This is a genomic window from Pseudalkalibacillus hwajinpoensis (assembly GCF_015234585.1).
GTDB classification, from domain to species: Bacteria; Bacillota; Bacilli; order Bacillales; family Guptibacillaceae; genus Guptibacillus; species Guptibacillus hwajinpoensis_B.
The window spans coordinates 17,162-30,119 of sequence record NZ_JADFCM010000007.1 but is presented as its reverse complement, the minus strand read 5'-3'; the positions used below and the strand labels follow the sequence as shown (position 1 = coordinate 30,119).

Below are 12,958 nucleotides of genomic sequence, written 5' to 3'. Positions count from 1 at the left end.
AATTCAGGTTTAACCCTTACTCACTCGCCTGATTTGACCCAACATTCAAGTTTAATTTCTCACTGGATTGGTCTTCTTCATCGTCTAACTCTTTCATTTCAATTTCTTGCTCATCACTTGCTAGCATTTTGACATCCATACCAAGCGACTGCAATTCTTTGATTAGAACTTTAAACGATTCTGGAATACCAGGCTCAGGAACATTTTCGCCTTTTACGATTGCTTCGTAAGTCTTAACACGTCCAACAACATCATCCGACTTCACAGTCAAAATCTCTTGAAGGGTATATGCAGCACCATATGCTTCGAGTGCCCATACTTCCATCTCACCGAAACGCTGTCCACCGAATTGTGCTTTACCACCAAGCGGTTGCTGCGTAACAAGTGAATATGGTCCAGTAGAACGTGCGTGAAGCTTGTCATCGACCATGTGAGCAAGTTTGATCATATACATGACACCGACAGAAATGCGGTTGTCAAATGGTTCGCCTGTGCGACCATCGTAAAGAACAGTTTTACCATCACGTGGCATTCCTGCTTCTTCTAGTGTTTCCCATACGTCTTCTTCACGAGCTCCATCAAATACCGGTGTTGCTACGTGAATTCCAAGTGCACGTGCAGCCATACCGATATGCAACTCTAGTACCTGTCCAATGTTCATACGAGAAGGAACACCTAGAGGGTTCAACATGATATCGATCGGAGTTCCATCTGGCAAGTATGGCATATCTTCTTCAGGAAGAATCCTAGAGATTACACCTTTGTTACCATGACGTCCCGCCATTTTATCTCCTTCATGAATCTTACGCTTCTGCACAATATAAACACGAACAAGTTGATTTACTCCCGGAGGAAGCTCATCGCCGTCTTCACGGTTAAAGATCTTCACATCAAGTACAATACCATCTCCGCCGTGTGGTACACGTAGAGAAGTATCACGAACTTCACGAGCTTTTTCTCCAAAGATTGCATGAAGTAGACGTTCTTCAGCAGTTAGCTCTGTTACACCTTTAGGAGTAACTTTACCAACGAGGATATCTCCGTCTTTCACTTCAGCACCCATGCGAATAATTCCGCGTTCATCAAGGTTACGCAATGCGTCTTCCCCAACGTTCGGAATGTCACGAGTAATTTCTTCAGGTCCTAACTTTGTATCGCGAGCTTCTGATTCGTACTCTTCGATGTGAATTGAGGTATAAACGTCATCTTTTACAAGACGTTCGCTCATAATAATAGCATCCTCATAGTTGTAACCTTCCCATGTCATAAATCCGACTAGGACGTTACGCCCAAGGGCCATTTCACCTTTTTCCATTGAAGGTCCGTCGCCAAGGATTTCTCCTTTTACAACGCGATCGCCTTCAACAACAATAGGCTTTTGGTTATAGCACGTTCCCTGGTTGGAACGAATGAATTTAAGCAATTTGTAACGATCAAGATCGCCTTTTACTTCCTGTCCATCAATGACGGAGATACGACGAACATGAATTTCTGCAGCAGATGCAAACTCGACAAGACCGTCATGCTTACAAATAACAGCAGCACCGGAATCTTTTCCGTTAACATGCTCCATACCTGTTCCGACAATTGGTGCTTCAGGAACCATCAAAGGTACAGCTTGACGCTGCATGTTCGCACCCATAAGCGCACGGTTGGAGTCATCGTTCTCAAGGAACGGAATACAAGCCGTTGCGGCCGAAACTACCTGTTTCGGTGATACGTCCATGTAATCAATTTTTTCACGAGCGATGATAATGTTTTCGCTACGGAAACGAGCAACAATATCTTCATCTTGGAATGAACCATCATCGTGTAGCTTTGCATTTGCCTGTGCCACAACGTAATTATCCTGTTCATCAGCAGTTAGGTAGTCAATAAACTCCGTCACTTTGCCTGTTTCAGGATCTACTCTGCGGTATGGCGTTTCAATGAAGCCAAATTTATTAACTCTCGCATAAGAAGACAATGAGTTAATAAGTCCGATGTTTGGTCCCTCTGGCGTTTCGATCGGACACATTCTGCCATAGTGGGAGTAATGTACGTCACGAACTTCAAAGCCAGCACGCTCACGTGTTAAACCACCAGGTCCTAGAGCAGATAAACGACGCTTGTGAGTTAACTCAGCTAGCGGGTTTGTCTGATCCATAAACTGGGACAACTGAGAGCTACCAAAGAATTCTTTAATAGAAGCGATAACAGGACGAATGTTGATAAGCGCCTGAGGCGTAATAACGTTCGTATCCTGAATAGACATACGTTCACGAACGACACGTTCCATACGAGATAAACCGATACGGAATTGGTTCTGAAGTAGTTCACCTACAGAACGAAGACGACGGTTACCAAGGTGATCAATGTCATCTGTGTTACCTACTTGATGTAGAAGGTTAAAGAAATAGTTAATAGAAGAAATGATGTCGCCAGGTGTGATATTCTTCACGCCTGTTTCAACTCCACCATTACCAATTACATTAATGACTCTTTCCCCTTCTGGATCATCAGGTGCGTACACCTTAATGGATTGCAGACCGATAGACTCATCTTCAATTACTCCACCGTGAGGCTCAACGTCTTTAAATCCAACGTTAGTCTCTAGAGCAGGAAGGATTCTGTCAAGTAGACGACGATCAAGGATCGCGCCTTCTTCTGCAATCACTTCGCCTGTTTCAGGATCAACAAGCGTTTCCGCAAGACGTTGATTGAATAGACGGTTTTTAATATGAAGCTTCTTGTTAATCTTGTAACGTCCTACGTTCGCAAGATCATAACGCTTTGGATCAAAAAAGCGAGAATCAAGTAAGCTTTTGGCGTTATCGACAGTCGGAGGCTCGCCAGGACGTAAGCGTTCGTAGATTTCTAGAAGCGCTTTTTCCGTGCCGTCCGTGTTGTCTTTTTCCAGGGTATTGCGAAGATACTCATCTTCACCTAGGAGATCTATGATTTCTTGATCAGACCCAAACCCTAACGCTCTGAGCAGCACCGTAATTGGTAGCTTTCTAGTACGATCAATTCGTACATAGACAATATCTTTGGCATCAGTTTCAAATTCCAGCCATGCTCCTCGGTTTGGAATGACAGTAGCTGTATATCCTTTTTTGCCGTTCTTATCGATCTTTTCACTATAGTAGACACTTGGAGAACGCACGAGCTGAGATACGATTACGCGTTCTGCCCCATTAATAATAAACGTACCTGTTTCAGTCATTAATGGGAAGTCACCCATGAACACTTCCTGTTCCTTTACTTCGCCTGTTTCTTTATTGATCAAGCGTACTTTCACACGTAAAGGCGCAGAATAGGTCACATCTCGCTCTTTGGTTTCTTCCACGGGATACTTAGGTTCACCGAGGCTGTAATCAATAAATTCCAGCACAAGATTACCAGTGAAATCTTCGATTGGAGAAATATCCTGGAACATTTCTCGTAAACCCTCATCAAGAAACCATTGATAAGAAGCCGTTTGAATCTCAATTAGATTTGGCAAATCCAACACTTCTTTGATTCGCGCGTAGCTTCTTCTTTGGCGGTGGCGTCCATACTGAACTAGTTGGCCTGTCAAATGATTCACCCCTCAAATCCAGCGTATTTATTTTCTTAGCCCAATGATATTCTGTTTTAAAAAGAATCTATCGTTGGACAAAAAAAGAAAAAGGGCATTGATAAAAATTCCCCTTAACTATAAGCGATTATATTAGTTTTTCCAGACGACGGCATTTTATACCTCTTTGCACACGAATGTGAAAAAGGCCTGGAAAATCCATCATTGGCATTATATTATATTAGCATAGGCCATCCATGAAGTCAAAGGATATTTTCATATTTTACTTGACTGCTTTAAGAATATAGTATCCTTTCTTTTTCACGACGGTTTCAACATGCTCAAACATTTCTTCGAGTCTGGTTATTGCAGATGGAGCCCCTTGCTTCTTTTGGATTACTACCCAAAGCGTCCCACCTTTTTTTAAGATGTCATAGGCCTCTTCAAGAATTCCATGAACAACTTGTTTACCTGCACGTATAGGAGGGTTCGTAAGGACAGACGCGAACGTTTTATCTTTTACGGCATTCAACTGATCACTTGCCATAACGCTCAAATTATGAACGCGATTCTTAATGGCATTGCTCATCGCAAGCTCTGTTGCGCGTTCATTTATGTCTAGCATATAAAAATAACGATTTGAAAATTCAGAAGCGAGTGAAATGCCGATCGGGCCATAGCCACATCCAACATCAACAATATCCCCTTCAAGTTCAGGTTCTTCAAATGATTCGATTAGAAGTTTACTCCCAAAATCGATTTCCTTCTTTGAAAAAACACCAGAATCAGTCGTGAATTGAAATTTACTTCCCCGTAAATCCGCATCAATTTTGTTCGGACTGCTTTTCACACCCGGATTCTTCGTATAATAATGTTCACCCATTGCTTTCCCTCTTTTCAACGTCATTTCTATAAACCTAACCCCTATAACCAAACCAAAAAATATTAGCGTCAAATAACAAAAAGCTCGCTTTTAAAAGCGAGCTTTTGTTTCAAACGACTACTTAACTTCTACTACTGCGCCAACTTCTTCAAGCTTGCCTTTAAGCTCTTCAGCTTCTTCTTTAGCAATGCCTTCTTTAATCGGGCTTGGTGCGCCATCAACTAGTTCTTTAGCTTCTTTCAAGCCAAGACCAGTGATTTCGCGAACAACTTTGATGACCTTGATTTTGCTGCTTCCAGCACTTTCAAGAACTACGTCAAATTCAGATTGCTCTTCAGCAGCACCTTCTGCTGCGCCACCTGCTGCTGCTACTGGAGCTGCTGCAGTTACACCAAATTCTTCTTCGATTGCTTTAACTAGGTCGTTAAGCTCAAGAACTGTCATTTCTTTGATTGCTTCAATGATTTGCTCGTTACCCATGAGTAAATCCTCCTTAATTTTTGTTTTATTTATACCAATTGATAGGCCGTGTATTTACGCGCCTTGTTCTTCCTTTTGATCAGCCACAGCTTTTGTAGCAAGTGCCATATTGCGCATAGGTGCTTGAAGCACAGATAGCAACATAGAAAGTAGTCCATCGCGGTTTGGTAGGTCCGCAAGTTCTTTGATCTTTTCTACTGATACAACGCCGCCTTCGATTACGCCAGTCTTGATTTCAAGAGCTTCGTGATTCTTAGCGAAGTTGTTCAAAATTTTAGCAGGAGCAACAACATCTTCATTGCTGAACGCGATTGCCGTAGGTCCGACAAGGTGTTCATTCAAATCAGTAAGTTCAAGCTCTTCTGCCGCGCGACGAGTCATTGTGTTCTTGTAAACACGGAACTCAACGTTTGCATCACGCAATTGCTTACGAAGCTCAGTTACTTCAGAAACATCAAGTCCGCGATAATCAACAAAAATTGTTGATTGGCTATCACGTAGTTTGTCTGCAATTTCCGTAACTAGTTGCTTCTTCTGTTCAACTATACTGCTCATAGTTCCACCTCCTAAAGAAATGTATCTATACCGCCCTGGAATATGAGGTCATATAAAAAGCCTTCACATCCGAAGACATGAAGGCTTTACGATTACATACGTATCGAATCACTTCACACCTCGGCAGGATATTAAGTGCAAGAACACCCCTGCTGTCTACGGTACAGAAAGTATTAATTTATCAAACAACATTTACAAGTATATTTAATAGCTACGCAAATGTCAACAGCTAATTTAATTAGCGGTAAGTTGATGCGTTAACTTTAACACCAGGTCCCATTGTAGATGTAACCGAAATGTTTTTAAGGTACGTACCTTTAGCTGCTGCTGGCTTAACTTTCACAAGTGTTTCTACAAGTGTGTTTAAGTTTTCAACAAGCTTGTCAGCTTCGAAAGATACTTTACCGATCGGTGCATGGACGTTACCAGCACGATCAACGCGGTACTCTACTTTACCAGCTTTGATTTCGTTAACAGCTTTTTCAACGTCGAACGTTACTGTTCCAGTTTTCGGGTTCGGCATTAAACCTTTTGGTCCAAGTACACGACCTAGTTTACCAACTTCGCCCATCATGTCTGGAGTTGCAACGATTACGTCAAACTCAAACCAACCTTCGTTGATTTTAGCGATATAGTCTGCTTCTCCTACATAGTCAGCGCCAGCTGCTTCAGCTTCTTTAGCCTTTTCACCTTTAGCGAAAACAAGAACGCGTTGTGTTTTACCAGTTCCGTTTGGAAGTACAACCGCGCCACGAACCTGCTGGTCGTTTTTCTTAGGGTCTACCCCAAGACGAACTGCTGCTTCAACTGTTCCATCAAAGTTTCCTACAGATGTCTTTTTCACAAGTTCAACTGCTTCTTGAGGCTCATAGAAAGTTGTACGTTCAACTAGCTTGGCAGCCTCCTGGTATCTCTTACCTCTTTTTGCCATTTTGTGTTCCTCCTTGAATGTGGTTTAGCGGATTAACCTCCCACTATTTATGACGCCAAAATGTCGACATCATAATAAAAGTTGCGAACCTGTATAACACAGGCAGGAATCCCTTTTAATCGCAACGGCTTGTGTAACATTAATCTTCGATCGTAATTCCCATGCTACGTGCAGTACCTTCAACCATACGCATTGCAGAATCAACATTCGCTGCGTTAAGGTCTGGCATTTTTGTTTCAGCGATTTCACGCACTTTATCACGCTTCACAGTCGCAACTTTGTTGCGGTTTGGTTCACCAGAACCTGACTCGATACCTGCTGCTTTCTTAAGAAGAACTGCAGCTGGTGGAGTTTTAGTGATAAATGTAAATGAACGGTCTTCAAAAACCGTAATTTCTACTGGAATGATCATACCAGCCTGGTCAGAAGTACGAGCATTAAACTCTTTACAGAATCCCATAATGTTAACTCCAGCTTGACCTAGTGCAGGTCCTACTGGCGGTGCAGGATTCGCCTTCCCAGCCGGGATTTGCAATTTAACAACCTTGATTACCTTTTTAGCCACGCGACACACCTCCTTAAGTCCGTGATGTGGTATTTGGGTGTTTTACACCCTCCCACCTTATATATCAATTGAATGTCTCGATTAGTATGAGACTCATGAAACATTAAAATTCTATCATTAATCGAAAAGTTAAGCAAGGACTTTTCAATTAGAACTTCTCAACTTGTCCGAAATTAAGTTCAACAGGCGTTTCTCTGCCGAACATATTCACGTGCACTTTGACCTTTCCTTTGTCCGTATCGATCCCTTCAACAGAACCTACGAAATCAGCAAATGGACCTTCTTTTACTTTAACTTTCTCTTTAAGTTCAAAGTCTACATCTACTTTTGGTTGCTCCATACCCATTTGCTTAAGAAGTGATTCCACTTCTTCCGGAAGCAATGCAGTCGGTTTAGACCCAGCACCACTAGACCCTACGAATCCAGTAACACCTGGTGTATTCCGAACGACATACCATGAATCATCTGTCATGACCATTTCTGTAATAACATAGCCAGGAAAGACTTTTTTCATAACTGTCTTTTTCTTGCCGTTCTTCTCTTCTGTTTCTTCTTCTACCGGGACGAGAACACGAAAGATCTTATCCGTCATGCCCATTGTCTCAACCCTTTTCTCAAGGTTGGTTTTTACTTTGTTTTCATACCCCGAGTACGTATGAACAACATACCATCTTTTTTCCATATTTGCAGGACTGCGTCCTTCCCTCCCCAGCTCATTTACTCTCTCATTCTAACCTTCTGAATGAAAATTTATAACGAATTATCCTAAAATGAGGCGGATTATCGAGGAAATACCCTGGTCAATCAATGCGAAGAAAACAGCTATAAAAATAACCGTTGTAACAGTTACAATCGTATAGCGTGTTAATTCCTTACGCGTTGGCCAACTTACCCGCTTCATTTCACTTGCGACATTACGAAAGAACTTACCAGAACGTTGAACAATACTTGCCATTACTTGTTACCCCCAATTAATCTGGTGGAAAACTCCCCCGAGAATCTATTTTGATAAGGTTTGCCTCAAGAAGCAAACACCCTTCGAGGCATTACTTTGTTTCACGATGGACAGTATGAACATCGCAGTATTTGCAATACTTCTTAACTTCCATGCGGGCCGGGCTCGTCTGTGAGTTTTTCATAGTTGTATAGTTTCGGCTATTGCATTGAACACATGCTAGTACTGCCTTTTTTCGCATAATGACACCTTCCTAAGCCGCGCAGTAGTGAAGTTTGTAATTTATATAAGCTATCTCATTTCAAAAAAGAGCAAAATAAAAAAACGTTCAGCTACCCTGTGACGTTCTTACAAACCTAACAAAAAATTGACATTCTTACTTTTATCACTTTATCACAGCGTGTTTCAGCATGTCAATAAAGCGTCGGATAGGTACTCATAAGAAAAGAACAGGGAACTCGCCCCTGTTCTTTTCCCTACCCATCATAGGTTTGTCCATATTATAGGCTGACTTCACGTAGTTCGAGATAACGCTCTAACTTGCGCTTCACTCGTTGCAATGCGTTATCAATTGACTTGACGTGACGGTTTAGATCAACCGAAATTTCTTGGTATGAACGTCCATCGAGATAGAGCATTAGCACCTTTCTCTCTAAATCGCTCAAAATTTCTGACATTTTAAGTTCGATGTCATCAAATTCTTCCTGATTAATAATTAGTTCCTCAGGATCAGTTACTTTTGTGCCGCATATAACGTCAAGAAGCGTACGATCAGACTCTTCATCGTAAATTGGCTTATCAAGCGATACGTAAGAATTAAGCGGAATATGCTTCTGTCTTGTTGCGGTTTTGATAGCTGTAATCATCTGCCGGGTGATGCATAATTCGGCAAACGCTTTAAAAGATGAGAACTTGTCTCCTCTAAAATCACGAATGGCTTTGTAGAGACCGATCATCCCTTCTTGGATGATATCTTCTCGGTCTGCTCCAATGAGAAAATACGACCTCGCCTTAGCGCGTACGAAATTTTTGTACTTCGTAATCAAATGTTCCAACGCTCTACTGTGACCTTCATGAACCATGATGACGAGCATTTCATCATCAAGTTGATCGAATGCTACGTGTTCCAGGTGTCTTTGGTCTACTGACAGTTGTTCTTGATTTACCGTGCTTTCTTTGAGGTCTACTGTACTCAATATGCGTTCCCCCCGACCAGTACGCTATATAGAAATATTATACAGTACGTGTCGAAAAATCGTCAACCGCCTATTTACCGCCTCTTCGCCATTTTTCAAATATTTCGCTAATTTCTTCTGATAAATGCAGGCCACCAGAACGATTGCGTCGATTTTCAGTATTTACGCTTTTTTCAATTCCTTTTTCGATTCCTTGCATTTCGTTGTAAAGTTCACGCGCAGATTTCCTAAGTGCACCTTGTCCAAAGATAGCCCACTGCTCTGTAAAATCTGACGTTGCCACATGTATTTGCGTTCTTATACCCTTCAGTTCCCTCGCCATTTTCTCAATCCGCTCATCTGCTGTCTCATTTTCTCTCGTATAAATAACATCAATTCTGTACTGGCTATGACGTTTTTCAATCCCATGAGAGAGGTGAGCGTCAAAAACGACGATCACCTGATACCCGGTATAAGCTTGATATTCGGCCATTTTTTCAATTAGAAGCTCACGTGCTTTACTGAAATCCCTCTCTTTAAGTGTTCGTAATTCTGGCCATGCACCAATAATGTTATAGCCATCAACTAACAGCACGTCCATTATTTACTCCCCCAAAGGATGACGTTGTCGGTAAACCTCATACATCATTAACCCTGCAGCAACTGAAGCGTTGAGAGAGGTTACTTTTCCGGCCATTGGAAGACTTACTAAGAAATCACATTTATCCTTAATAAGACGTCCCATTCCTTTACCTTCACTTCCGATGACAAGTCCGATCCCCATATCATAGTCTGCCTGGCGATAGTCCTGGCCACCGGTTGCATCAGTGCCCACAAACCACAAGCCGCGGTCTTTCAACTCATCCATCGTTCTAGCAAGGTTCGTTACTCGCGCAACCGGGATATACTCAATCGCTCCTGTAGAAGATTTGGCAACGGTAGAAGTTAAACCAACCGCTCTTCTTTTTGGAATAATAACTCCATGAGCTCCTGCAGAATCCGCTGTTCTTAATATAGATCCTAGATTATGTGGATCTTCAATTTCATCAAGAATAAGGAAAAACGGTGGCTTCCCAGAATCTTCTGCTTTCTTAAATAAATCCTCAATATCAGCATATTCATAAGCCGCAATTGAAGCGACAACACCTTGATGGTTACTTTCCCCGGAAAGTTGTTCTAGCTTTCGTTTCGGCACGAACTGTACGAGTACATTTTGTTCCTTTGCTTTTTGTATCAAGTTTTGAAGAGGGCCTTTTTGAGACCCTTCATTTATCCAAATTTTATTGATTTCGTGTCCTGATCGTAATGCTTCAAGAACCGAATTTCGTCCTACAATAAATTCTTTATCCATCTGACTTCACTTCTTTCTTCGGTTGTTCTACGAATTCATAAAGCTTTTGTAACAATTCATTTACTCTCTCTTCATTTCCCTTTAAATGATGGTACCCAAACAAAGCTTCAAGAGCTGTTGAATATTTGTACGTACTTACGCTCGTATTCTTTGGGACAGTTCCCGATTTAGCATTTCTTCCTCGGCGCACAACACCAGCTTCTTCCTCTGTCAGCCATTCTTTGTTTAAAACATGGTGCAGGAACGCTGCCTGTGCTTTTGCAGAAACATACGTCGTTGCTGTTCGGTGCAGCTGATTAGGTCGAATGTGACCAAGTGAAAGCAGCCGCTTCCGAACGTTAATTTCAATAACCGAATCTCCCATATAAGCAAGTGCAAGTGAATTAAGTTGTTTTGCATCGATTTCCTTCATGCGCTACATCCTTTTCCAGCGAACGCCTTGAGGTGTATCCTCAAGAAGAATTCCCTGTTCTTTTAATTCATCACGAATTTCATCTGCTCTTCCAAAATCACGTTGTTTCCTTGCTTTATTACGTTCTTCTATCAGTTGATCCACATCTTCATCAAGTAGAGCTTTTTCTCTTTTGAAGGAAATGCCAAGAACGGAACCAAAATCTTCAAAGCGCTCCATAAATAGTTCAAGAATCTCCATGGATGAATTTGTCCCCTGGAGGTAGAGATTAGCTTCTTTAGAAAGTTCAAATAAAATGGAGATCGCATTCGCCGTATTAAAATCGTCGTCCATTTCTGTAACGAAGCGTTCACGATATCCCTCAATTTTCTCTTGCCATTTCTCAACATCTCCATCAAGGTCGGCACTGTGTTGAAGGCGGTGCTCAAGATTTTCTACCGTATCCTTAATGCGATCAAGTCCTGTTTTAGCACTTGCCAGGAGCTCATGGTCAAAGTTAATGGGATTACGGTAATGAACAGACAACATAAAGAATCGAATCGCTTCTGGGTCATGCTGTTTAATCAAGTCATGAACAAGGACAAAATTACCTAGTGATTTAGACATTTTCTCGTTGTTAATATTGATATACCCGTTGTGAAGCCAATAATTCGCAAAAGTATGCCCAGTTAACGCTTCCGTTTGCGCTACTTCATTTTCATGGTGAGGGAATGCCAGATCTTTTCCTCCCGCATGGATATCAATTGTATCTCCTAAATATTTCTTCGCCATCGCCGAGCATTCAATATGCCAGCCTGGTCGCCCCTCTCCCCATGGACTCGCCCATGAAATTTCACCTTCTTTTGCAGATTTCCAAAGTGTAAAATCAAGAGGGTCTTCTTTCTTTTCACCCACCACAATTCGAGAACCAAGCTTAAGCTCATCGATGGACTGGTGCGAAAGTTTTCCATAACCTTCGAATTGACGTGTTCTAAAGTACACATCTCCTTCAGACTCATATGCGTAGTTCTTTTCAATAAGAGCTGTGATAAAATCAATGATTTCCTGCATGTTCTCTGTTACTCGTGGATGTTCGTCTGCTTTCTTAACGCCAAGCGCACCAGTATCTTCATGATAAGCACCGATAAATCGTTCAGCCACAGCCGGTACATCTTCGCCCAATTCATTGGCCGCTCGAATCAATTTATCGTCTACATCCGTAAAGTTGGAAACATACTGCACATCATAGTCTCTGTATTGAAGATAACGACGAACAACATCAAAAACAATAGCAGGGCGCGCGTTACCAATATGAATATAGTTGTATACGGTCGGACCGCACACGTACATCCTTACTTTACCTTCTTCAATTGGTTGAAACGTTTCTTTTTTCTGTGTCAATGTGTTATATAGCTTAATCGCCATAACTTTCACTCCTCTTCCTTAACGTTCGTACTTCCTCTGTTAACTCTCGCAATTCTTGTTCCATTTGCTTAAATTTATCAGCCACTGGATCAGGCATTTTATGATGATCAAGGTTATGTGGAACTTTTACTCCATTTTGGATAACGACTCTTCCAGGTATACCTACCACAGTTGAATTAACCGGTACATCCTGCAAAACAACGGACCCGGCACCTACCTTGGAATTCTCTCCAATCGTGATGGAGCCTAGCACCTTCGCTCCCGTCGCAACAAGCGTATTATCCTCAAGAGTTGGATGACGCTTCCCTTTTTCTTTACCAGTTCCCCAAGTGTTACACCTTGGAATAACGTCACATTATTTCCAATCTCACATGTTTCTCCTATAACAACGCCCATACCGTGATCAATAAAACAACGTTCTCCAATTGTTGCTCCTGGATGAATTTCGATACCTGTGAAAAATCGACTGATTTGCGATACTGCTCTAGCAAGAAAGAAAAACTTCTTTTTCCAAAACCAGTGTGCCACTCGATGTGACCATATTGCGTGAAGGCCAGCATAAGTTAAAATAACTTCAAAATAACTTCGTGCTGCTGGATCTTGATCAAAGACCACATCGATATCCTGCTTCAACGTCTTCCACATTTCTTCACCCCTCTCCGTATACTCCCATAAGGTCAACTAGAATGTAGGTTCACCATCTTAGCGT

General features: G+C 41.8%; 14 protein-coding genes, 1 pseudogene and 1 other annotated feature. All 15 genes and pseudogenes read right to left on the bottom strand.

Annotation, left to right across the window (positions count from 1 at the left end; all coding sequences use genetic code 11):
- Positions 1-16: 16 nt before the first annotated feature.
- Positions 17-3,559, bottom strand: a complete 3,543-nt coding sequence (gene rpoB, locus IQ283_RS11315) for a DNA-directed RNA polymerase subunit beta (RefSeq protein WP_194220285.1) — start codon at positions 3,557-3,559, stop codon at positions 17-19.
- 262 nt (positions 3,560-3,821) lie between these two features.
- Positions 3,822-4,421 (bottom strand): class I SAM-dependent methyltransferase, encoded by a 600-nt coding sequence (locus tag IQ283_RS11310; protein WP_194220284.1) that lies wholly within the window; start codon positions 4,419-4,421, stop codon positions 3,822-3,824.
- Positions 4,422-4,538: 117 nt separating this feature from the next.
- Positions 4,539-4,901 carry a 50S ribosomal protein L7/L12 gene (gene rplL, locus IQ283_RS11305; RefSeq protein WP_194220283.1) on the bottom strand — a complete coding sequence of 121 codons (363 nt, stop codon included), beginning with the start codon at positions 4,899-4,901 and terminating at the stop codon, positions 4,539-4,541.
- Positions 4,902-4,955: 54 nt separating this feature from the next.
- Entirely contained in the window at positions 4,956-5,456 is a 501-nt protein-coding gene (rplJ, locus tag IQ283_RS11300) for a 50S ribosomal protein L10 (RefSeq protein WP_160921565.1), read from the bottom strand.
- A 44-nt stretch (positions 5,457-5,500) separates the two neighbouring features.
- Positions 5,501-5,636: a sequence feature (ribosomal protein L10 leader region), on the bottom strand.
- A gap of 58 nt (positions 5,637-5,694) precedes the next feature.
- Positions 5,695-6,387: a 50S ribosomal protein L1 gene (rplA, locus tag IQ283_RS11295; RefSeq protein WP_194220282.1), complete on the bottom strand. Its 693-nt coding sequence runs from the start codon at positions 6,385-6,387 to the stop codon at positions 5,695-5,697.
- Positions 6,388-6,526: 139 nt separating this feature from the next.
- On the bottom strand, positions 6,527-6,952 hold the full coding sequence (rplK, locus tag IQ283_RS11290) for a 50S ribosomal protein L11 (protein WP_048313309.1): 426 nt from the start codon (positions 6,950-6,952) through the stop codon (positions 6,527-6,529).
- Between the two features lie 148 nt (positions 6,953-7,100).
- Positions 7,101-7,634 (bottom strand): transcription termination/antitermination protein NusG, encoded by a 534-nt coding sequence (nusG, locus tag IQ283_RS11285; protein ID WP_194220281.1) that lies wholly within the window; start codon positions 7,632-7,634, stop codon positions 7,101-7,103.
- Between the two features lie 78 nt (positions 7,635-7,712).
- Positions 7,713-7,907: a preprotein translocase subunit SecE gene (gene secE, locus IQ283_RS11280; protein ID WP_098445961.1), complete on the bottom strand. Its 195-nt coding sequence runs from the start codon at positions 7,905-7,907 to the stop codon at positions 7,713-7,715.
- A gap of 91 nt (positions 7,908-7,998) precedes the next feature.
- Positions 7,999-8,148, bottom strand: a complete 150-nt coding sequence (gene rpmG, locus IQ283_RS11275) for a 50S ribosomal protein L33 (RefSeq protein ID WP_194220280.1) — start codon at positions 8,146-8,148, stop codon at positions 7,999-8,001.
- A gap of 259 nt (positions 8,149-8,407) precedes the next feature.
- Positions 8,408-9,058 carry an RNA polymerase sporulation sigma factor SigH gene (sigH, locus tag IQ283_RS11270; RefSeq protein WP_194220319.1) on the bottom strand — a complete coding sequence of 217 codons (651 nt, stop codon included), beginning with the start codon at positions 9,056-9,058 and terminating at the stop codon, positions 8,408-8,410.
- A gap of 115 nt (positions 9,059-9,173) precedes the next feature.
- Positions 9,174-9,683, bottom strand: a complete 510-nt coding sequence (locus IQ283_RS11265) for an NYN domain-containing protein (RefSeq protein WP_194220279.1) — start codon at positions 9,681-9,683, stop codon at positions 9,174-9,176.
- A 3-nt stretch (positions 9,684-9,686) separates the two neighbouring features.
- Positions 9,687-10,433: a 23S rRNA (guanosine(2251)-2'-O)-methyltransferase RlmB gene (gene rlmB, locus IQ283_RS11260; protein ID WP_194220278.1), complete on the bottom strand. Its 747-nt coding sequence runs from the start codon at positions 10,431-10,433 to the stop codon at positions 9,687-9,689.
- Complete coding sequence (locus tag IQ283_RS11255) at positions 10,426-10,845, bottom strand: Mini-ribonuclease 3 (RefSeq protein ID WP_194220277.1); 420 nt, start codon at positions 10,843-10,845, stop codon at positions 10,426-10,428. Before IQ283_RS11255 ends, rlmB begins: the two co-directional genes overlap by 8 nt.
- A 3-nt stretch (positions 10,846-10,848) precedes the next feature.
- On the bottom strand, positions 10,849-12,249 hold the full coding sequence (cysS, locus tag IQ283_RS11250) for a cysteine--tRNA ligase (protein WP_194220276.1): 1,401 nt from the start codon (positions 12,247-12,249) through the stop codon (positions 10,849-10,851).
- A pseudogene (gene cysE / locus IQ283_RS11245) lies at positions 12,239-12,894 on the bottom strand (serine O-acetyltransferase). Before cysE ends, cysS begins: the two are co-directional and overlap by 11 nt.
- Between the last annotated feature and the right edge of the window lie 64 nt (positions 12,895-12,958).

What these genes read in the sequence shown, in the direction of transcription:
- rplA (WP_194220282.1), bottom strand. Translation starts at nt 6,387, where the DNA reads ATGGCAAAAAGAGGTAAGAGATACCAGGAGGCTGCCAAGCTAGTTGAA.
- IQ283_RS11255 (WP_194220277.1), bottom strand. Translation starts at nt 10,845, where the DNA reads ATGAAGGAAATCGATGCAAAACAACTTAATTCACTTGCACTTGCTTAT.
- rlmB (WP_194220278.1), bottom strand. Translation starts at nt 10,433, where the DNA reads ATGGATAAAGAATTTATTGTAGGACGAAATTCGGTTCTTGAAGCATTA.
- IQ283_RS11310 (WP_194220284.1), bottom strand. Translation starts at nt 4,421, where the DNA reads ATGGGTGAACATTATTATACGAAGAATCCGGGTGTGAAAAGCAGTCCG.
- IQ283_RS11265 (WP_194220279.1), bottom strand. Translation starts at nt 9,683, where the DNA reads ATGGACGTGCTGTTAGTTGATGGCTATAACATTATTGGTGCATGGCCA.
- secE (WP_098445961.1), bottom strand. Translation starts at nt 7,907, where the DNA reads ATGGCAAGTATTGTTCAACGTTCTGGTAAGTTCTTTCGTAATGTCGCA.
- rplJ (WP_160921565.1), bottom strand. Translation starts at nt 5,456, where the DNA reads ATGAGCAGTATAGTTGAACAGAAGAAGCAACTAGTTACGGAAATTGCA.
- rplL (WP_194220283.1), bottom strand. Translation starts at nt 4,901, where the DNA reads ATGGGTAACGAGCAAATCATTGAAGCAATCAAAGAAATGACAGTTCTT.
- nusG (WP_194220281.1), bottom strand. Translation starts at nt 7,634, where the DNA reads ATGGAAAAAAGATGGTATGTTGTTCATACGTACTCGGGGTATGAAAAC.
- cysS (WP_194220276.1), bottom strand. Translation starts at nt 12,249, where the DNA reads ATGGCGATTAAGCTATATAACACATTGACACAGAAAAAAGAAACGTTT.
- rpmG (WP_194220280.1), bottom strand. Translation starts at nt 8,148, where the DNA reads ATGCGAAAAAAGGCAGTACTAGCATGTGTTCAATGCAATAGCCGAAAC.